Below are 21,144 nucleotides of genomic sequence, written 5' to 3'. Positions count from 1 at the left end.
CCCCCTCGCCGTGGCATCCACCGGTCAGGACGAATATTCATCGGATCACTTGGGGCGTCAACACCCTTGAAGGGACCTGGATTCCGTGACGAACCTTCGAGCTATCCGATCTATAGGGATTCTCTTCTCTTGATGTGCCGTTCTATCGGGTGAGAGTGAGGAGTTCCTCGAGCTCCTCACGCAGACCGTGCGCGAGCCGGCCCAGATCGGGTACGGCCTTTCCGTCGGCGACCAGGCCGACATGTACCTGTCCGCCGTACGTCGACAGCGCGATCGCCAGGGACTGTCCACGGGCGAGCGGCGCCATCGGGTAGATCTCGCGCAGGGGGCAGCCGCCGAGCGAGAGGGCGGAGCGCGGCAGCGGCACGCTCGTCACCAGGATGTCGAAGAGCATCCGGGCCGCCCCGCCGGCCAGCGGGGCACCGAACCGGTGTGCCAGCGGCGGCAGTTGGTCGGCGAGTACGGCCACCGCCCCGGCGCCTCGCGAGGGGCCCGCTTCCTTGTTGCGGTCCATGGCGCGGCGTACGGCAGCCAGCCGTGAGCGCGGGTCGGGGTCACGGACCGGGAGGGTGAGCAGATACGCGGAGAGCTTGTTGCCCGAGCCGGGCGGGCTGCCGGGCCTGCGCCGGGAGACGGGGACCAGGGCGCGCGGGTCGGCCGGGGACAGCCGCTCGCCGCGGTCGCCCATCCAGCGCCGCAGCGCGCCCGCCACGATCGCGAGCAGCACATCGTTGGCCGTACCGCCCGCCGCCCGGCGGACGCGCTGCACATCTTCCAGGTCGAGCACGGCGGTGCCGACCCGACGGGTGCCGCTCGATGCGGCCGACAGGGCGGGCACGCCGCGCGGGTCGAACCGGCTGGACCGTACGACCGAGGCTCCGACGTCCAGAGCCCTGCCCAGCTCCTCGAGACGGTTCCGGGCAAGGCCGGCCGCCTGCCGGGGGCCCGCGAGCCAGGACGTGGGCGGCACGGTGCGCACCCGCCGTACGCCGGCCGTGCGGGCGCCGGCGATGCCGGCGATCTCGTCGAAGATCCCGGCCCCGATGGCGACCGCGCGCATACCGTCGGCCAGCGCGTGGTGGAGCTTGACCAGCACCGCGAAGGAGCCGTCCCTCCCTCCCCCGCCTTCCCTGCCTCCCGTGAGGAGGTACATCTCCCAGGGCGGCAGGCCTCGTTCGAGTGGCCGCTCCATCAGTTCACCGGCGAGGGCCGCGGCCCCGGCGGCGAAGTCGATGTCCGGGAGACGGATGTGGTGCACATGCCGCCGTACGTCGAAGTCCTTGGCCACGGACCAGGCAGCGCCGCCGATGGGCAGCCAGACGTCCCTCACCCGCATCCGCAGCCGGGGGATCGCGGCGGCGCGGGTGGCGAGCAGATCCAGAATGCGCCCGCCGCCCCCCGCGCCCGGCGCGGAAACGGGACCCGGCGCAGGAACGGGAGCGGCAGCGGACGCGGCGACTGGCGGGAGCGCGAAGAAGGCGAGGGCGCCGAGATGCATCGGGTGCCCGGCGGACTCGAGGTGCCAGAACGCCAGGTCGAGAGGGGCGAGAAGCTCGCTGCTCAAAGGTTCCTCATGTCCTAGAAGGCCAGGGAGTGCGCAGTCAATCGCCTCCGGTCGGTTACGGTCAAGGATGAACAGTTCACGGACAGTTAACAACAGGTAAATGATCACGCGATCGGCTGCCTGTCCGGAATGATGAATTCGCACCACACGCACTTGCCACTGCCTCGCGACTCCACGCCCCACGCCTCCGCGAGCCTGTCCACCAGCATCAGCCCGCGCCCTGAGACACCGGACTCGCCCGCGTCACGCCGGCGCGGCAGCGCACTCGAACGGTCCTCGACCTCCACCCGCAGCCGCCGTTCGATGCCGGAGAGCACCCGGATGGTCACGATCGCCCCACCTTCGGTGTGCATCAGCGCATTGGTCGTCATCTCGTCGGCCGCCAGCTCGATCTCGTCCGCCCTCTCCCGCGCCCCCCAGGCACTGACCGCCGCCCGGATCATGTGCCGGGCCGAACTCAGCGCCTCGGGGTCGCTCTGCGCGACGTGCTGCTGGAGCCGACCGCCCGCCTGCGCGGTGTAGGCACCCTTGCGGCGCAGCAGCAGGATCGCGACATCGTCGTCGCCGCCCCGCTCGTCCACCACCTCGCAGAGCCGGTCGGCCAGTTGTTGCAGATCACGCGGGCCGCCGCGCACCAGTGAGGTCAGCGTCTGCATTCCGTCGTCGAGGTCGGCGCCGGGCTGCTCGACAAGTCCGTCCGTGTAGAGGAGCAATGCCTGCCCGGGGTCCAGCTCGACGGTGCTGACCGGGTATTCGAGCTGGCCGAACTCCGCCGAGAGCCCCAGCGGCAGCCCGCCCTCCAACGACAGCCGCCGGGTGCTGCCGTCGCTGTCCCTGATCAGCGGGTCGACATGACCCGCCCGCACCAGCTGCATCACACCGGTCGACAGATCGGCCTCCGCATACGTACATGTCGCGAACCGCTCGGTGTCCAGCTCATGGAGAAAGACGGACGCGCGCGCCATCACGGTGGCCGGGGTGTGCCCCTCGGCCGCGTACGCCCGCAGCACGATGCGCAACTGCCCCATCACCGCGGCCGCGTGGGTGTCATGCCCCTGTACGTCTCCGATGACCGCGCCGACCCGTCCACCGGGGAGCGCGATGATGTCGTACCAGTCGCCGCCGATGTCCCTGCCGAGCCGCGCCGAGCGGTAGCGCACCGCGATCTGCGCACCGGGCACGTCGGGAATCCGGCGCGGCAGCATGGCCTGCTGAAGACCCTCGGCGAGATCGTGCTCCTGTTCGTAGAGCACGGCGCGCGCGAGGCTCTGCGCAATGCTGCTGCTGAGCGCGACCAGCACATTGCGCTCGTCGGCGCTGAACCCGGTCTTGTCGCGGTAGAGGAGGCCGAGCGCTCCAATCGGCTTGGCCTGGGCGATCAGCGGCAGATAGGCCGCGGCGCAGATATCCAGGTCGCTGATGTGCGGCCACAACCGCGGATAGGAGTCGGCGAAGTCCTGTTTGGACTCGATGAAACGGGGGGTGAGGGTGCGCACCACCTCACTCATCGGGTACTGCTCGTCGACTCTCGTCCAGCGGGTCCCGGGCACGAAGGAGCCCACGGGCCCCTCGGCGACCAGATGAATCCTGCCCGCCTCCAGCAGGCCCATCACCAGGCTGGTCGCGCCGAAGTGTTCCAGACCGTGCGAGTCCTTCAGTACGTCGATGACGTCCTGAACCGTCCTGGCGTGAGCGAGGGCCGCCGTGGTGCTCTCGACGACGCTGGTCTGCCGGCGGCGCTCCTGATCGACCTCCTGGCGCTCGGTGGCGTCGGTGAGCTCCTGGGTGGCGTCGCGCATGATGCCGATGATGCGGTGCGGCCGGCCCGTCTCGTCGCGTCGGACGTGACCCTGGGTGTGCGTCCAGCGCAGACTTCCGTCGCGGCAGCGGATGCGGAAGTACGCACCGTAGTGTTCGCTGCCGTTCTTGAGAGCCTGCGCCACCACGGCGTCCAGCCGGGCGGCCTCCTCCCGCGGCACCCGGTGGGCCAGGCTCTCCGGGTGGCCGTCGTACTCGTCGGGGCGCAGATCGAACACGTCGAGGCCCGGCCGGTCCACGTACATCAGCCCGCTGGCCAAATCCCAGTCGAAGCTGCCCATGCGGTTGAGGGTCAGGCTCAGATCCGCGTGGGCCGGCCAGTCGTCGGGGAGCGACAGGGCACCCGCTGCCCGATCAACCATGGGGCCACTCTGCCATCATTTGTCGGTTTCTTCGAGCAGTTCGGCAAACCCGCTCAGCCCTGGAAGGAGTCCGGCTCGGACGGCTCCTCACCGAGGTTGAGGCCGCCGGGATCGGACTGCGGCAGATCCTCCTCCAAGGTCACTTCGGGCTCGAGGGGCACTTCCGGGGGCAGATCCAGGGCCATGGGCGGCTCGAGGGGCAGGTCCGGAGCGACGGGCGGGTCGAGGGGCACCTCCGGGGGCAGATCCGGGGCGACGGGCGGGGCCACCGGCGGCGCGACGGGTGGACGCGCCGGCAGCGCCGGCCCCGCGGTCTTCGGACCGCCGCCCGGGTCGCCCGGGCCGGCCGACTCACCGGGGTCGAGCGAACCGGCGAGCGACGGCTCGCTGAACACGTCACGCGGGTCGACGAGCGGGAGCACGGCGGGGGCCCTGTCCTCCTCGCCATCCGTCCCGGTCTGCCGCTCGATCCAGGTGTTGTCGACGTCATTGACGATCACAAGGTTGGTGATGACCTGTGCGGTGGGCTTGATGACGATCACCCGTTCGGGGCGGTAGCCCCTCCACGGCTGCCCCTTCTGGACCACCCTGCCTTCGACGGCGACCGCCGGCTCCAACGGATTCCCGCAGGCGCATCTCACGCGCGGCGCACCGTACTGGTCCACCAGTACGGCCGTGCCGGCCTGGAGCACGGACTGGTATTCGGTGACGGCTCCCTTGCGGTATCCGTGGTGGGTGACGCGGGTGTCGGCGCGCAGCGCGACGGGCGTCAGCGCCCGCAGGAAGCTCGCGATGTCCGCCTGTTCGACCGCCGCGCCCTCGGCGAAGGCACGCGCCTTGGCCCGGTCGCCGCTGAGGAAGCGGACCTGCTTCTCCACGTCGCAGCTGGCGAGCGACTGCGTGCCGCCGTACAGGCCGGGTGTCGCGCCGGAGAAGGTGCGCACCGCCTGCGTCACTCCGGGCGGCCTGCTCCGCGCGCTCGACGACCGGGGCAGGGGCGGGAGCTGAGGGGAGACCGCGCGCGATCCCACCGTCGATGCGGTGTACGGATCGGGGCCCTGGACCGCGGCCGGCTGGAGGAAGACATCCGCCGATTCCGCCGCGCTGCCGTCGCCGCCACATCCGGCAACCAGCAGCCCGACAGACAGCGTGGCGGACAGCGCGACGGCACCGTACCCGCGACGAATCGGTGAGCGCACGAAGATCTCCCGCCTTTCCATCCGAAATGTCCCTCCATATCTGCCGGACTCCCGCAACCCCCGCTACTTGAACACGTTCAAGTAAGGGCATAGGCTCGGCTCCAAGGAATTGAACACGTTCAAACCCAGGGGTGGGGCGGAGATGTCCGTACTGGTCAACCTGATCGTGATGCTCGGCATGCTGGTGGTCGTGCCGGCCGGACTCCGTCTCATCGACACCGACGGGCTCGCACCCATTCGGCGGACCTGGCCGCTCTTCGCCGTCCCGGGAGCGGTCGCTCTCTGGCTTCCGCGATCGACGATCGCGGCCGTACTCGCCGCCGTGTACGCGCTCGGCACGCTGGTTCTCGCGCTGCAGGCCCCACGGCGGCTCGCCCGCACACGCTCGCTCGCACCGGCCGAAATCGCGGTGCTCACCGCTCTGGTGACACCGTCGGTCGCCGGCCTCGCACTGATCGCGGAACGCTCGGGCCACGAACTCTTCGGTTTCAGCCTGCCGATCCTGGCGCTGACCGTGCCGCACTTCCACTTCGCCGGCTTCGCCGCCGCGCTGGTGGCGGGCCTGGTCTGCAGGGCGGCACCCGGACCGGCCGGGCATTTCGCGGCGCTCAGCGTGCCGCTGGGCACCCTGCTGGTCCTCGCCGGCTACTTCCTCGACGACTGGGCCGAGCTGGTGGGAGCGCTCGTCCTGACCGCGGGGATGTGGACCGTCGCCCTGCTCACCTGGCGCGATGTCCGGGCAGGCGGACGGAACCGGTTCACCCGCGTACTGCTGGCCGTCTCGGCCGCCGCACTGGTGGCCACCATGCTGCTCGCCCTGAGCTGGGCGCTCGGCGAAGCCACCGGACTCCCCCACCCCACCCTGACCTGGATGGCCGCCACCCACGGCCTCGGCAACGCCCTCGGCTTCGCGCTCTGCTCGGTGCTGGCCCGGCAACGACTCAAGGAGATCACGGCGTGAGCCACATCAGCACCCTCACCTACCCCGAGACCGGCGCCACCCGGCTCGGCCCGCTGCCCGACGGCTACCACCACCTCCACCACACCGCCCGGATCGGCCGTGGGCGCGCCGCCTTCGAGGCGGCGGGGGCGGCGGTCACCACCTGGCGGATGCACCGTCTGTCGGGCGCCCGGGTCCGCGCCCGGGCGGAGCGCGCCGAGGCGGGCACCCGGGTCGAGATCTCGGCCGGCATCGGGCCGCTGCGGCTGAGCGTGCCGTGCGAGGTGATCTGGACGGCGTACGAGAAGGACCGTACGGGCTTCGCATACGGCACTCTGGCCGGGCACCCCGAGTGCGGCGAGGAGTCGTTCATCGTCGACATCCGGGACGACGGGTCGGTGTGGTTCACCGTCATGGCCTTCAGCCGCCCGGTGACCTGGTACACCCGCCTCGCGGGTCCGCTCGTGCCCGTACTGCAGAAGTGGTACGCCCGGCGGCTCGGTCACACACTGCGGCGGATCGCCACGACCTGATACTGGACTCAATGGAGTGGTTCAGCGACGGCGACTACTGGCTGAGCCGGCTGGTTTTCCAGCGGGCTCTGGCCGGTGTCTATCTGATCGCCTTTCTCACCGCCGCCCTGCAGTTCCGGGCGCTGATCGGCGAGCGGGGCATGCTGCCGGTGCCCGCATATCTGCGGCGGGTGCCGCCGCGCGCCGCGCCGAGTCTGTTCCGACTGCACTACTCCGACCGGTTCTTCGCCCTCGTCGCATGGGCCGGCTGTCTGCTCTCGGCGGCGCTGGTCGCGGGCGCGGCCGACCGGATCCCCCTGTGGGCCGCGATGGCATGGTGGGCTGTGCCGTGGGTGCTGTATCTGTCGATCGTCAATGTCGGACAGACCTGGTACGGCTTCGGCTGGGAGTCGCTTCTCCTCGAGACGGGCTTTCTCGCCGTCTTTCTCGGCAATGAGCGCACGGCTCCCCCCGTCCTGGTGCTGTGGCTGCTGCGCTGGGTGCTGTTCCGGGTGGAGTTCGGCGCGGGGCTGATCAAAATCCGCGGAGACGAGTGCTGGCGCAACCTCACCTGCCTCTACTACCACCACGAGACACAGCCGATGCCCGGCCCGCTGAGCTGGTTCTTCCACCATCTCCCCGGGCCCTTCCACCGGGTGGAGGTCGGAGCCAACCATGTGACCCAACTTCTCGTCCCCGTCCTGCTCTTCACACCGCAGCCCGTCGCGAGCGCCGCGGCGGGCATGATCGTGCTGACCCAGCTGTGGCTGGTGCTCTCCGGCAACTTCGCCTGGCTGAACTGGATCACGATCGTGCTCGCGCTGTCCGCCGTGGACGGCTCGCTGATCGCGGACCCGCCCGCGCTGCCCGCCCCGCCGCTCTGGTACGAGATCGTCGTGATCGCCGTCGCCGCCCTGCTGCTGGCGCTGAGCTACCGCCCGGCGGTCAATCTGCTCTCCCGACGACAGGCGATGAACCGGTCCTTCGACCCGCTCCACCTGGTCAATGCCTACGGCGCCTTCGGCACGGTCGGGCGGGTCCGCCATGAGCTGGTCGTCGAGGGCACGGACGAGACAGTGCTCCACGAGGGGACGGTGTGGCGGGAGTACACGTTCAAGGGCAAGCCCACAGACGTACGCAGGATGCCGCGCCAGTTCGCCCCGTACCATCTGCGGCTCGACTGGATGATGTGGTTCGCCGCGCTCTCCCCCGTCTATGCCCGCTCCTGGTTCGGCCCCTTCGTGGAGCGGCTGCTCGACGGCGACCGGGACACGCTGCGGCTACTGGGCCGCAACCCGTTCCCGGACGCCCCGCCCACGTACGTCCGCGCCAGGCTGTACCGCTACCGGTACACCACCTGGCGCGAACTGCGGGCCACCGGCGCCTGGTGGCACCGGACCTACGTACGGGAGTTCCTCAGGCCGACCAGGCTATTTTGAACACCCAGACATGTCTGCCGGCCCGGCGGGCCGCGGCGGGGACGTCGATCACCAGCTTGCCGCCGGTCGTCCGCCACCGCAGCGGCCGCCCGTGTCCGAGCATCGTCACCTTGTCGCCGGGCCGGACGGGCACCGGAGCCTCGACAGTGAGGGCGGAGCCGGGCGCGGCGAGGGAGTGGATGTAGAAGGCCTTGTCCGGGCGGACGGTGAAGCGCAGATCCTCGCCGAGCTGCGGCATCCGCGCCCAGTACGTACTGCCATAGACCGCCTCGCCGTTGACCTTCAGCCACTGGCCCGTCTCGCGGAGCCGGCGCTCCATGATTTCGGGGATGATGCCGTCGGCGCGCGGGCCGATGTCCAGCAGGAAGTTGCCGTTCTTGGAGACGATGTCGACGAGGGAGTGCACCACTTCCTGCGTCGTCATGTAGCGGTCGTCGGGGGTGGCGGCGTTGTAGCCGTAGCTGAAGGGGTCGAGTCCGCGGCTCGACTCCCATGTGTCGGTGACGATCGAGTCGTACGTCGTGTACTCGGGCGTCGTGAAGTCGTGCGGGCCGATCCCCGAGCGGTTGTTGACAGTCACCTCGACGGGCCGGGCCCGGTTCTTGGCGTGGTTGAAGTACTCCGCCAGAACCCGGTGGCTGTCGTTGGCGCCGCCGATGTCGCACCAGAGGATCTCGGGGTCGTACCCGTTGATCAGCTCCAGCATCTGCGGGGCCTGCAGGTCCTTGATGTAGTCCCCGGGCCGGTGACCGGTGTACGGCACGGGCTCCAGGGTGTACGGGTTGCGGGGCGCGTGGCCCATCCAGGGGGCGTCGGGGTTGAACCACTCCGGCATCGAGAAGTACAGACCGCGGTGGAGCTCGGGGGTGTGGCGGCGCGAGGCGTCGAAGAGTTCCTTCACCAGGTCCCGCTTCGGGCCCATCTTCACGGAGTTGCGGTCGCTGAGCCGGGTGTCCCAGAGCGCGAATCCCTCGTGGTGCTTGGCGGTGAGGACGTGGTACTGGGCGCCGGCGTCCCGGAAGAGCTCCACCCAGGAGCGGGGGTCGAAGCGTTCGGCCCGGAAGCGCGGGATGAAGTCGTCGTAGGCGAAGGACTCCCCGTACGTCCGGCGGTGATGGGCGTACGTCGGGTTGTTCGGATCCTGCATCTGGTTCCAGTACCACTCGGCGTACTGCTTGCCGACCGGTGCCCACGCGGGCACGGAGTAGACGCCCCAGTGGATGAAGATCCCGAACTTCACGTCCTGGAACCAGTACGGCGCCTGATGGGTGTTCAGGGAGGCATCGGTGGGCTGGTAGTCGGGCACGCCGAGAGTGAGGGCGCGGCGCGCCTCCGCCGCCCGGTGGCCGCGGCCGCGGGCCACGATCCTGCCGTCGCGGCCGGTGCCGGGCGGGGTTCCGGGTCTGCTGCGGATGCCGATGCGGACCCTGGCCTGCTCGCCGGGCGCCAGCCGGCTGACCGTGGCGGGCGCGACGGTACGCGCTCCCGGTACCTCCACGGAGAGGGTGAGCCGGTCGGAGGCGAGGATGCCGGCCGTGCCCGCGTTGATCACGGTGGCCTCGACGCTCTGTGCGCCCGAGTCGAGCAGGGAGGACGTGGAGTGAGCGTCGCGCAGCGCCAATGCCCTTCCCTCGGCGGCCGGTTGGAGGGTGAGCGCGAAGATGTGGAGCGAGGACTTGTCCGGCTCGGCCGGGTTGTAGCGGTACGGGGCGGTGATGGGGCCGCTGCCCGCGTACCAGTCGGGGCCACCGAGAGCGGCGGCCTGCGTGGTGCCGTCCGCGTAGTGGACGGTCGCCTTGCCGGATGCCGCGCCGTAGCTGTCGGCGAGGAGGAACAGGCCGGAGAGATAGCGGCCCCTGGGAAGGTCGATGCGCTGTCCGAGGGCGACGATGTTGTTCTTGGCACCCGCCGTGGCGGCGGGGAAGAGGTAGGCGATGCCGTCGATCTCCGTCTGTCCGACGGGGAGTTCCTCACCGGGGAAGGTGTGGCCGGAGCCGTCGAAGTTGCCGCCGCGGGCGTCCGCGGTGTCGATGCCGTCGTTGTCGAACCAGCGCTCCAGCGGCACCGGGACCGCGGTGGGGACCGTGCCCCAGTCGCCCCCGCCTGCGCCGTTGTCGCCTTCGTTGGCGCCTTCGTTGGCGCCCTCACCTTCGTCCGCCGCCGCCGGCAGCGGATCGGCGTCGGCCGTGGCCGGGAGGATAAGGGCGGCGCCGACTGCCGCCCCTGCCGTCATTCCAAGTACCTGGCGCCTGGGAAGTTCGGTCATGAGATCCGATGATTGAAGCATGACGGAGACCTGTCAATGCTCTCTACGGGCCAGAAGTCACGCCAGAAGTCACCTTTCCTCGCACAGGCATCGGATGAATCGCCCTGATCTGCGGGAAGGATGGTCACGTCACTCTGCTTATTGTAGTTTCGTGGCGTGAAGCGCTCGGTGTCGCCGGGGCACTGACAGGACCGGCCGCCCGGGGAGTGGCTGCTCACTGCCGCCGCCGCGTACGGATGCTGCTCGACGCAGGCCGCCACCGCGGTCGGCCTCGTCGTGGAAGGGGAGACCACACCCATGGACGTTGAGATCGTCTCGCGCGCACTGTCGACGCTCCCGGCGGACGACGACCATCCGTACCGCAGCGGCCCGTGGCGTCCGCAGACCACCGAGTGGCGGGCCGACGACCTCGAGGTGACCGGCGAGATCCCCGCCGATCTCGACGGCGTCTATCTCCGCAACACCGAGAACCCGGTCCACCCGGCGCTCAGGCTGTACCACCCCTTCGACGGCGACGGCATGGTCCATGTCGTCGGCTTCCGGGACGGAAAGGCCTTCTACCGCAACCGCTTTGTGCGCACCGACGGTTTCCGGGCCGAGCAGGAGGCGGGGCAGAGTCTGTGGGCGGGCATCGCCGAACGCCCCTCTCTCGCCCTGCGTGAGGACGGCTGGGGCGCGCGCACCCGGATGAAGGACGCCTCCAGCACGGACATCGTCGTCCACGCCGGGCAGGCGCTGTCCAGCTTCTGGCAGTGCGGCGACCTCTACCGCCTGGACCCGCTCACCCTGGAGACGGTCGGCAAGTCGCCGTGGGCACCGGACTGGGGTGTCTCCGCGCACACCAAGGTCGACGAATCGACGGGCGAGCTGCTGTTCTTCTCGTACGCGACCGACGCGCCGTATCTCCGCTACGGGGTCGTGGGTCCGGACAACCGCCTCAAGCACCTCACCGATGTCCCCCTGCCGGGACCTCGCCTGCCCCACGACATGGCGTACACCCAGAACTACGCGATCCTCAACGACTTCCCGCTCTTCTGGGACCCGGAGCTGATCACGCTCGGCAAGTACGCCTCCCGGTTCCACCCCGGCCTGCCGAGCCGCTTCGGCGTCGTACCGCGGCTCGGCACCGAGGTGCGCTGGTTCGAGGCGGAGCCCACCTACGCCCTGCACTTCACGAACGCCTACGAGGACGGTGACGAGATCGTCCTCGACGGTTTCCACCAGGGCTGCCCCGAGCCCGAGGACCCGCGCGGCGACGGCGTGTACCAGCGGATGTTCCGCTTTCTGGCGGTGGAGCGGCTGCAGACGCGACTGCACCGCTGGCGGCTCGATCTCCGTACGGGACAGGTGAAGGAGGAGCGGCTGAGCGAGCGCTTCACCGAGTTCGGCATGATCAACCCGGACCGTGGCGGGCGGGCGTACCGCTATGCGTACGCAGCCACCCAGCAGCCCGGCTGGTTCCTGATGGACGGCATCGTCAAGCACGATCTGCGCACCGGGAGCGAGGAGCGGTACGTGTACGGGGACGGGGTCTTCGGCAGCGAGACTGCCATGGCACCGCGCACCGGCTCCGCCGGGGAGGACGACGGCTACCTCGTTACGCTGACGACCGACATGAACGCCGATCGCTCCGAGTGCCTGGTCTTCGACGCGGCACGACTGGGCGACGGTCCCCTCGCACGGGTGCGGCTGCCCGAACGGATCTCCAGCGGCACCCACTCCACCTGGGCTCCCGGCTCCGCCCTCCCCGGCTGGTACGAAGGGCCCATGGACATCTAGGGGTGTCCTGGGGATCTTGGAGGTGCCGTGCCCTGGCACGGCACCTCGCTGTGTTGCCGTCGATCGCTACGCTCCGCGTGGACTCTCCCCCTGCGTTCGGCGGCCCCATCCTCCGCGGCCCTTCGTGCACGGGAGGCGCCCCTATCACCGGACCCCGCTCAACCAGCCCGATCCCAAAGACACCCCCTGGGGGATACCGTGACCGACGAGACGCCGACGCCGCTGCCGGCCGGTGGGCAGAACGCGATCGCGGTCACCTTCGGGCTGCTGGGCGACGAGTGGACGCTGCTCATCCTGCGCTACGCCCATCAGGGTGTTCGCCGCTACCAGGACTGGCGCGAGCAGCTACCCATCTCGGACGCCGTGCTCACCGGACGGCTCGCCAGGATGACGGAGCAGGGGCTGCTGACCCGTGCCGCGTACCAGGAGCGGCCGGTGCGGTACGAGTACCGGCTCACCCCCCGCGGCCGTGCGCTGTGGCCGGTGCTCGTCACCGTCTGGGGCTGGGAGTTCCGCTGGGTCGCCGGGCAGCGCGAGGAGCTGCCGTGGACGGGGCACCACTCCTGCGGCCGGCACAGCGAGCCGGTCCTGGTCTGCGACGCCTGCGGCGGGCAGACCGAGCCGCGCGATGTACGCTCCGCCCTCGGGCCGAGCGGCGACGCCGGCCGGTCCGTCCCCGCGGGGGCGACCCGCCGGCGGAGCATCTCGGGGGACGGCGGCGCGGCCGGGCTGTTCCCCGAGACGACGGCGCTGATCGGCAACCGCTGGTCGGTCGCGCTGCTCGGCTCGGCCTTCCTGGGCGACCAGCGGTTCGGGGAGTTCCAGCAACGCCTGGGCGCACCGCCCACGGTGATCGCGGACCGGCTGAAGACCTTCTGCGCACGGGGAGTTCTCCGGGCGACGGGAACCACCTACCGGCTCACCGCCAAGGGCCGGGCGTTCTTCCCGGTCGTGATGACGCTCATCGACTGGGGGCAGCGCTGGTACGCGGCACCGGAGGGACCCGCGCTGGTGTCCGTACACCGCCCCTGCGGACGGGAGTTCAGACCGCGACTGGTCTGCGGTGTGTGCGGGGAGCGACTGGTGGAGCGCGATGTGGTGATCAGCACGGGGGTACGGGCGGCTCCTTGACCACCGGTACCCCCTGCCTCGGCGGCAGGGGGTACGGGGCGAAGCGACCCGCTCAGTCGATGCCGGGCAGGATGTGCGGCTCGGCGAGGTCTTCCTCGTACCCGGCCAGCCGGATCGGGGCCGAACGGGCCCAGACTTCCAGGTTGGGGAGTTCATTGGGCCGGCCGGCCCGTTCGCCGCCACTTTCCGGCGGTCGCTGTTCGTGCTTCGTCGCTTCAGTTGTCACCGCGCACTCCTCTGTGTCGCGTAACTGGGACAGGGGCAGCTCGGTCGCGGTGGCGCCGTCACTCGGGCGGGACCGCAGCCTGGTTGCAGACTTGTCCCAGGACGGCCAAGGGGCGTTTGTGGATCCCTTGGTGGCGTCCGTTCGCCCCACATTAACCAAATGAGCGCGCCCCCGCTCGATGGGGCCTGCACATCGGCTCAATTCCGGCCAACGGTCTGTCAGAGCGCGGGCCTTCGTGGCATCGTGCGCCGATGCGGTCCGGGCGTGCACAGAAATCCCTCGACGGCAGGGCGGCTCTGGCTCACAGGATCCGCCCACGGCCTCGGGCTCGCCATCGCCGGAGCTCCGCTCCACGCCGGACGCTCCGGCGGTACGGGAGCGGGAGCGGCTCGACTTTCCGGTCAACCACGCGGCTGCCGAAGCACGTTGGGGCGGACAGGGACGCCCGGCGCGTACGGCTCGGGGACAGCGCACCCGCCGCGGCGCGGGCAGCCACCCACGCGGCAGTTCGCCGGTGAACCGGCCCCGGCCGTACGGGTGAACGCGGGCGCACCGGGGCGCGTACGCACCGGGATGTCACACTCCGTCGGACGGGGCACCGAACAGTGGTTCACCGAGGGTCTGCCGCTCGGCCGAATGGGTGACGGGGGGCTACCAGTTCGCCGGAGCGTAGTCCTTGAGGAAGCAGCCGTAGAGGTCCTCGCCGTCCTCGCCGCGCACGATCGGGTCGTAGACGCGGGCGGCGCCGTCGATCAGGTCGAGCGGGGCATGGAAGCCCTCTTCGGCGAGGCGCATCTTGTCGGGGTGCGGGCGCTCGTCGGTGATCCAGCCGGTGTCGACGGCGGTCATCAGGATGCCGTCGTTCTCGAACATCTCCTGGGCGCTGGTGCGGGTGAGCATGTTCAGCGCGGCCTTGGCCATGTTGGTGTGCGGGTGGCCGGCGCCCTTGTAGCCGCGGCCGAAGACGCCCTCCATGGCGGAGACGTTCACCACGTAGGTGCGCTTGCCGGCGCCGGCCGACATCGCCGGGCGGAGCCGGCTGATCAGGATGAACGGCGCGGTGGAGTTGCAGAGCTGGACCTCGAGGAGCTCGACCGGCTCGACCTCGGAGACCGTCTGGACCCAGCTGTTGGTGTCGTGCAGATCGGGGACCAGGCCACCGGCGTCGATGGCGGTGCCCGCCTCGATCCGGGCGAGCGAGGTGGATCCGGTGACCAGCGCCAGGTCGGTGACGTCCTGGGCGGAGAGCGCGTCGGGGCGGCCGACGGGCAGCGCGGCCTGGGCACCGCTGCCGAACGCGCCGATCACATGGGAGCTGGGCAGCTCGCCCGCGGGCAGCGGCGCGGACTCGGCGGCAAGCAGTTCGCTGTACGCCTGCGGGGAGCGGCGTACCGTCTGCGCGGCGTTGTTGATCAGGATGTCCAGCGGGCCGTCGGCGGCCACCGAGTCGGCGAGCGCGACGACCTGTGCCGGGTCACGCAGGTCGATTCCGACGATCTTGAGGCGGTGGATCCACTCGTCACTGTCCGGCATCGCCTTGAAGCGGCGGATCGCGTCGCCGGGGAATCGGGTGGTGATGGTGGTGTGGGCACCGTCGCGCAGCAGCCGCAGCGCAATGTACATGCCGATCTTGGCGCGGCCGCCGGTGAGGAGGGCGCGCTTGCCGGTGAGGTCGGTGCGGGCATCTCGGCGGGCACGGTTCTCGGCGGCGCACTTCTGGCACAGCTGGTGGTAGAAGGCGTCGACCTCGACGTACCGGGTCTTGCAGATGTAGCAGGACCGGGGGCGCTGAAGTATGCCCGCGATCTCTCCGGTGACGGAGGAGGACGGCAGTACACCCTGGGTCTCGTCGTCGATCCGTTCGGCGGAGCCGGTGGCGGTCGCCTCGGTGACGGACTTGTCATGGGCGGTCTTGGCGGCGCGGCGCTCCTGGCGGCGGCGCTGCTTCACCGTCCGGTAGATGCCGGCGGTGGCCCGGCGTACCGTGATCGCGTCGGGGTGGTCGACGTCCAGCTTGTCGAGCTCCTCGAGCACGCCGAGGCAGACGGCCAGACGCTCCGGCTCGATGCCCGGGCCGAACACCGGGCTGTCATCTGTCACCGTCATCGTCTTTGCCGTTCCTCGATCACTCGTACGCAGTAGTTTCAAAAGCGCAATCTTACTGAGTGTTGAGGTGTCGACAAAATGCCGCGATCTTGGACCGCTGCGGCGAGGAGTCGGGATGATGCGGGGCGGCCCCATCGGTGGCGCGGGGCGGCCCCACGTGATGGTGCCGAGCCAGGAGAAGCCACTCAATTCACCCGGCCGACCGGGCGGCGATCTCCGGACACGACAGCCGGACGCCGGCGCATTGGCCGAATTTCAACGAGTGGCCCAGTCGCCGCCATATTGGTATAGACCTCTGACGCCACTCGCCCTCCCCGGCAACCGCTTTCGCCTTCAATTACCTGGCTTCCCGGCCCCGCGGGAGTGGCGAAAGGGCGCCCCGAGGGGGCACCGAAGATACCGGTCCGGCGATCACCCGAACACATGCCTTGCATCCGTTTTACGCCAGGTTTCACAATGCCCACACAGTTTGACCAAAGCGCGCCCCACTATGTGATCCGACAGCGGGACACGCGGGGCGTCGCCAACAGGGGGGCCACCACCGCAGGGGGGGAAAGGGCATGCCGGACTTCGGTCCGGCATGCCCTTCCGGGGAGGAACCAACACACATGAGGCGCACTGTCCGTACGGCTGCCTTGTCCACCGCCGGAGCACTACTGCTGGCGCTCGCCGCGCCTGCCGCCGGCGCCGTGGCCCCGGCGCCACGGATCGATCTGAAGGTGCTGGTGGTGGACGACGGCGGCCCGGCCGTCGCGGCCATCGCCGCGGAACTCGAGGGAGCGGGAACGCCGTACACCGTGGTCGACATCTCCCGGGCCGACCGGCCGGTGATCGATGCCACGTTCCTCGCCGACACCGTGGACGGGCGCCCGCGCGCCAAGTTCCAGGCCGTGGTGCTGCCCAGCGACAGCCCCGCCGGTATGCACTCCGCGGAGCTGGCGGCTCTCGCCTCGTACGAGCAGCGCTTTGCGATCCCGCAGGTCGACGCGTACACCTACGCCCGCCCTGAGGTCGGCCTCGACTACCCGGTCAACGGCGGCTACAGCGGATCGCTGGACGGCGCGCAGGCTGCGGTGACGGCGGCGGGCAAGGCCGGCCCCTTCGGTTACCTCGACGGGCCCGTCCCCTTCGAGGACAACTCCCCCACCGTGGGGGAGAGTTACGCCTACGTCGCCAGACCCGCCGCGGGCGCCGACTTCACCAGCTACGTGGACGCACCGCTGCCCGGCTCGCAGGAGCGCGGTTCGATCGTCGGCGAGTACCGGCACGACGGCCGCCGCGAGCTCGTCGTCACCTTCGTCTACAACCAGCACCAGCAGCAGTTCCGGCTGCTCGCCCGCGGCATCGTGAACTGGATGACCCAGGGCGTCCGGATCGGCGCGGCCCGCAACTACTTCGCCGTACATGTCGACGACGTCTTCGGTGCCGACGACCGCTGGGACACCGTGCTCAACTGCACCCCGGGCGACGTGGACTGCACTCCGGGTCAGGGCGAGCCCGACCCGATCCGGATGACGGCCGCGGACGCACAGCACGCGGCCCAGTGGTCCACGGACAAGGGCTTCACCCTCGACATGGTCTTCAACGGCGGCGGCAGCGAGCTGTTCAAGGAGGAGAACGGCGGCAACGACGCGCTCGCGCAGCAGCTCACCGCCGACAAGAACTCCTACCGATGGGTGAACCACACCTACAACCACCCCTTCCTCGGCTGCGTCCAGGACGTCAGCGCCGTGCCGTGGACGTGCGCCAAGAACACCGACGGCTCCACGAAGTACGTGACCCGGGCCGAGATATCCGCCCAGATCGGGGAGAACCGCGCCTGGGCGCAGCGCGCCGGACTTCCGCTGCAGAACGACGAGTTGGTCACCGGCGAGCACTCCGGGCTCAGGATCCTGCCGCAGCAGCCCGACGACAACCCCCACCTCGGCCCCGCGCTCACCGACAACTCCGTCGGCTGGCTCGGCTCCGACAACTCCCGCGACCGCGCCCAGCGTCGGGTGGGCCCCGCCCTCACCGTGCCCCGTTTCCCGATGAACGTCTTCTACAACGCGGGCCGCACCACCGAGCAGATCGACGAGTACAACTGGATCTACACCCGGGCGGCCGACGGCGGCAGCGGCATCTGTGAGACCGCCGCCAACTCCACCTGCCTCGCGGAGCCGCTGGACACGGTCACCGGATACACCGACTACGTGGTGCCGCTGGAGGCCCGTATCGGCCTCGGTCATGCCCTCGCCAACGACCCGCGGCCGCACTTCATCCACCAGTCGAACCTCGCCGAGGACCGTATCGCCTACCCGGTCCTGAACCGCATCATCGACGACTACCGGGCGCTGTACGCGGACAACACTCCGCTCGTGAACCTGCGCCAGCGCGACATCGGGGCGGAGCTGCGTGACCGGGCAGCCTGGAACACCGCGGTCAAGGCGGGCCGGGTGACCGCGTACCGCATCGGCGACGCCGTCACCGTGCAGGCTCCCAGCGGCGTCCGGGTCACCGCCACCATGCCGGCCGGCACCCGCCAGAACCTCCTCCTGGGCACCGCGGGCTTCGGCACCGCGTATGCAGGATCGGCGTCGGGCTGGGTCACGCCGGGACTGCTCCAGGACCGCGTGACCCTGGCCCTGCCCGCCGCATCGGCCCCCGCTGCCGGGCGCACCGCCCAGGCCGCTCCCCTCTCGCCGGTCACACCACGGCTGACGGTGCCGACGGGTGCGCGCAAGCGCGTTCCTTACGGCGTCACGGGCTGACGGCACCGAGGTCCCGCCCGGTACGGCACCACGTGCCCGTACCGGGCCGGGCGCCCGTCCGGGCGTACCGCCTCGCCCCACCGCGCATCCGACGCGCACCGCCCGACGGGCGAGGCGCCCCCTTCCCTTTCTCGCACCCAGGGGAGCAGTTCCACATGGAGTCATTCCGCGCGCCGCGATCCGGCGCGCCCTTGGTCACCCTCCTCACCGAGGGCACCTATCCGCACAGCCACGGCGGCGTGAGCGTGTGGTGCGACCAACTCGTCGACGGTATGCCCGATGTCGACTTCAGGGTCATCGCGGTGACCGGCACCGGACGGGAGTCCCTCGCCTGGGAGCTGCCCGCCCATGTCTCCCCGCCCGTCACCGTCCCCATGTGGGGCCCCGACCCGGCCGGGCCCGCGCCGCGCGGACGGCGGCTGCGGCAGCTGATGGCGACGTACGAGCGGTTCCTGACCGCGCTCCTGGACCCGGCCGCCGAGGAGCACTTCGGGCCCGCGCTGTACGAACTGGCCCGGTGGGCCCGCGACGGCGTACTCGCGCCCGCGCTGCGCACCGACCGCGCCGTGCGCACCCTGGTCGGCGTCTGGAACCGGCACGACCTGCCGGTGTACGCGGCCCGGCCCACCCTGCACGACGCGCTCACCGCCACCGACCTGCTGGAACACGCGCTGCGGCCGCTTACGGCGGCGCCACCGGAGCGCGGCGTGGCACACGCGGTCAGCGGCGGCATAGCCTGCCTGCCCGGCCTGGCGGGCAGGCAGCTGCACGGCGTACCGCTCCTGCTCACCGAGCACGGCGTCTATCTGCGCGAGCGGTATCTGGGCTACCGCTCCAGCCCCTACCGCTGGCCGGTCAAGGCACTGTTGCTCGGCTTCTTCCGGCTGCTCGCCGAGGAGACGTACCGCGTGGCCGCCCTGGTCACCCCCGGCAACCGCTACAACCGGCTGTGGGAGGAGCGCGGCGGGGCCGACCCGCGGCTGATCCGCACCGTCTACAACGGCGTCGACCCGGCGGCCTTCCCGCCCGCGGGACCCGAGCCGCAGGCGCCCACCCTCAGCTGGGCCGGCCGCGTCGACCCGATCAAGGACCTGGAGACCCTGATCCGGGCCTTCGCGCTGGTGCGCAAGGAGATACCCGAGGCGCGGCTACGGCTCTTCGGCGGCACTCCGCGCGGCGGCGAGGCCTACCGCGAGCGCTGCGAGGCGCTCGCCGCCGAGCTCGGGCACGCGGACGCCGTCACCTTCGAGGGGCGCGTGGAGGACATCCGGGACGCGTACGCGGCCGGCAACGTCGTGATGCTCTCCAGCATCAGCGAGGGTTTCCCCTTCACCCTGATAGAGGCGATGTCGTGCGGGCGTGCCACCGTCTCCACGGACGTGGGCGGGGTGCGCGAGGCCGTCGGCGACAGCGGCCTGGTCGTGCCGCCACGGGAGCCGGAGGCGATGGCGGGCGCGGCGCTGGAGCTGTTGCGCGATCCGCAGCGCCGGGCCGCGATGGGCGAGGCGGCGCGGCTGCGGGTGATCGAGCAGTTCACGCTGCGGCAGACCGTCGACACCTTCCGGTCCATCTATCTCGAACTCGCCCTGGGTACGGCCGGACCGGCGTCCGGGACCTGGGCCTCGTCCCCGGCCGGGCGGACGGCGGGGGTCCTCGCATGAGCGGCCCGCTGCGGCTGCTGCCGGGCGAGGGCGACTCCCTGCCGGCACTTCCGAGACCGCGCTCCCGGACCCGTGCCCGGCCCAGCTGGGCGGAGGACCCGATCGACGAGCTCGCCGAGCGTCTGGTCGAACCGGTTGCCGCCGCCGTCCATCCCTACGAGGTGGCGGCCCTGCTGGAGTCGGACGGCCTGACGGGAGAGCAGATCACCGACCGCTACGCGCGTCATGACCTCTTCACGCTGGCCGAGGATCTCTACGAACGTGTGCCCCGCCACTACCCGGAGCCGCCGCCCGCACCCGATCCCTGGCGCCCCGACCATCTGCGCTGTGCGCTGCGCGGACTGGTCTTCGCCCTGCCGGGACTGGCGTATGTCCTGGGCGCCGGACTGTGGCACGGGGCGGCCGACGTCACCGGGCTCATCGCCTCCGCCCTCGTGGCGTGGGCGTGGAACCAGGGACTCAGTCACCGCGCGTATCTGCGGCTCGCGGCCGGCGGGCAGGCGGCGGCCGGACGCACCCTGCGCATCGGCGCGCCGGCCGGTGCGCTGGGGGCCGCCGCCACGGGGCTGCTCGTCTCCGGGCCCGGTACGGGCGCGGCGTTCGCCGCCGGGCAGTCCTGCTATCTTGCCGCGGCGAGCGTCCTGCTCGTCCTGGGCCGCGAACGCGCCCTGCTGGTCACCCTGTTGCCCGTCACCGCGGGTGCGGCGGCCGTTGTGGTGTGGCGGCCCCCGCCACCGCTGGCCCTGGGGCTGCTGCTCGTGACGGTGGCGCTCTCCGTGCTCGCCGCCGGGCACGCGGTACGCGCCGCCCTGCGGTCCTCGCCCACGCCCGGACCGGATACCTCTCCCGGGCTCCTGCTCTCCCTTCCGTACGGGCTGTTCGGCCTGGCCGCGGGCGTGCTGGCAGCCCTGGCCGGGGCGGACGACCCGCGCTCGATCGTCGTCCTCACGCTCAGCATGGGCTTCGCCGAATGGCTGCTGTACCGCTATCGCTCGCTGGCGCTGGGCGCCCTGCGGGCCAGTACCAGCGCACGCGGCTTCACCCTGCGCGCCGGCCGGGCGCTGGCAGTCTGCCTCGGCGCGTATCTGGCGCTGCTCGCGCTCGGCGCTCTCGTCGCGGGGACCGGGCCGCCGGCCCTGCTGGCTCTGGGAGCTGTGCTCTGGACGGCGCTGCTGCTCCAGGCGTTCTCGGTGGCCTGGCCGCCGGCCGCCGTCTGCCTCGCCGCCGCGGCTCTCGAGGCGGGGGCACTCGCCGCCGGGCTGCCGGCCGGCCCCGTACAGCTGATCTGCCGTACCGCAGCGGCGGCCGCTCTGGCCGTCGTGGCCTGCCGGTTCCTCGGCCGGCCCACCGCGCACCGCTGACATCACCGCCTGCACCGCACCTGCCCATCG

General features: G+C 71.0%; 14 protein-coding genes. 8 read left to right on the top strand and 6 right to left on the bottom strand.

Annotated elements, in window-relative coordinates:
- Window positions 1–142 precede the first annotated feature (142 nt).
- The 3 genes from OG883_RS13150 to OG883_RS13140 form a co-directional block, all read right to left on the bottom strand.
- Window positions 143–1,564: a wax ester/triacylglycerol synthase family O-acyltransferase gene (locus OG883_RS13150; RefSeq protein WP_266539470.1), complete on the bottom strand. Its 1,422-nt coding sequence runs from the start codon at window positions 1,562–1,564 to the stop codon at window positions 143–145.
- A gap of 104 nt (window positions 1,565–1,668) precedes the next feature.
- The gene (locus OG883_RS13145) at window positions 1,669–3,744 is read right to left on the bottom strand and encodes a SpoIIE family protein phosphatase (protein ID WP_266539467.1); all 2,076 of its coding nucleotides are present in this window, start codon (window positions 3,742–3,744) and stop codon (window positions 1,669–1,671) included.
- A gap of 53 nt (window positions 3,745–3,797) precedes the next feature.
- Entirely contained in the window at window positions 3,798–4,943 is a 1,146-nt protein-coding gene (locus tag OG883_RS13140) for a DUF6777 domain-containing protein (protein WP_266539464.1), read from the bottom strand.
- A gap of 142 nt (window positions 4,944–5,085) precedes the next feature.
- On the opposite strand from OG883_RS13140, the gene OG883_RS13135 reads away from it, so the two are divergent.
- Genes OG883_RS13135 through OG883_RS13125 form a run of 3 tightly spaced genes read left to right on the top strand, consistent with a single transcriptional unit; the run spans window position 5,086 to window position 7,834 of the window.
- Window positions 5,086–5,904, top strand: a complete 819-nt coding sequence (locus OG883_RS13135; protein WP_266539455.1) for a YndJ family protein — start codon at window positions 5,086–5,088, stop codon at window positions 5,902–5,904.
- A gap of 5 nt (window positions 5,905–5,909) precedes the next feature.
- Window positions 5,910–6,416, top strand: coding sequence for a DUF1990 family protein (locus OG883_RS13130; RefSeq protein WP_266541494.1), 507 nt, complete (start codon window positions 5,910–5,912; stop codon window positions 6,414–6,416).
- Between the two features lie 11 nt (window positions 6,417–6,427).
- Window positions 6,428–7,834: a lipase maturation factor family protein gene (locus tag OG883_RS13125; RefSeq protein ID WP_266539451.1), complete on the top strand. Its 1,407-nt coding sequence runs from the start codon at window positions 6,428–6,430 to the stop codon at window positions 7,832–7,834.
- Here the strand turns inward: OG883_RS13125 and OG883_RS13120 are convergent.
- Window positions 7,812–10,100: an alpha-L-fucosidase gene (locus OG883_RS13120; protein WP_266539448.1), complete on the bottom strand. Its 2,289-nt coding sequence runs from the start codon at window positions 10,098–10,100 to the stop codon at window positions 7,812–7,814. The genes OG883_RS13125 and OG883_RS13120 overlap by 23 nt on opposite strands.
- 297 nt (window positions 10,101–10,397) lie before the next feature.
- Between OG883_RS13120 and OG883_RS13115 the strand changes: the two genes are divergently transcribed.
- Window positions 10,398–11,879, top strand: coding sequence for a carotenoid oxygenase family protein (locus OG883_RS13115; RefSeq protein ID WP_266539445.1), 1,482 nt, complete (start codon window positions 10,398–10,400; stop codon window positions 11,877–11,879).
- A 198-nt stretch (window positions 11,880–12,077) separates the two neighbouring features.
- Window positions 12,078–13,010: a helix-turn-helix domain-containing protein gene (locus OG883_RS13110; RefSeq protein WP_266539443.1), complete on the top strand. Its 933-nt coding sequence runs from the start codon at window positions 12,078–12,080 to the stop codon at window positions 13,008–13,010.
- A 52-nt stretch (window positions 13,011–13,062) separates the two neighbouring features.
- Here the strand turns inward: OG883_RS13110 and OG883_RS13105 are convergent, their stop codons facing one another.
- Both OG883_RS13105 and OG883_RS13100 read right to left on the bottom strand, forming a co-directional pair.
- The gene (locus OG883_RS13105) at window positions 13,063–13,236 is read right to left on the bottom strand and encodes a hypothetical protein (RefSeq protein WP_266539441.1); all 174 of its coding nucleotides are present in this window, start codon (window positions 13,234–13,236) and stop codon (window positions 13,063–13,065) included.
- Window positions 13,237–13,887: 651 nt separating this feature from the next.
- The gene (locus tag OG883_RS13100) at window positions 13,888–15,342 is read right to left on the bottom strand and encodes an SDR family NAD(P)-dependent oxidoreductase (protein WP_266539438.1); all 1,455 of its coding nucleotides are present in this window, start codon (window positions 15,340–15,342) and stop codon (window positions 13,888–13,890) included.
- Window positions 15,343–15,950: 608 nt separating this feature from the next.
- On the opposite strand from OG883_RS13100, the gene OG883_RS13095 reads away from it, so the two are divergent.
- From OG883_RS13095 to OG883_RS13085, 3 genes are all read left to right on the top strand, one after another.
- Complete coding sequence (locus OG883_RS13095; RefSeq protein ID WP_266539435.1) at window positions 15,951–18,092, top strand: hypothetical protein; 2,142 nt, start codon at window positions 15,951–15,953, stop codon at window positions 18,090–18,092.
- Window positions 18,093–18,247: 155 nt separating this feature from the next.
- Window positions 18,248–19,753 (top strand): GT4 family glycosyltransferase PelF, encoded by a 1,506-nt coding sequence (pelF, locus tag OG883_RS13090; RefSeq protein ID WP_266539434.1) that lies wholly within the window; start codon window positions 18,248–18,250, stop codon window positions 19,751–19,753.
- Window positions 19,750–21,114, top strand: coding sequence for a hypothetical protein (locus tag OG883_RS13085; protein WP_266539431.1), 1,365 nt, complete (start codon window positions 19,750–19,752; stop codon window positions 21,112–21,114). The genes pelF and OG883_RS13085 overlap by 4 nt, the downstream gene beginning before the upstream one ends.
- The last annotated feature ends 30 nt before the right edge of the window (window positions 21,115–21,144 follow it).

Origin of the sequence: Streptomyces sp. NBC_01142, assembly GCF_026341125.1 — a bacterium.
Lineage (GTDB): Bacteria > Actinomycetota > Actinomycetes > Streptomycetales > Streptomycetaceae > Streptomyces.
Note: the sequence above shows the minus strand (reverse complement) of the source record. Positions and strands in the feature narration are given on the sequence as shown.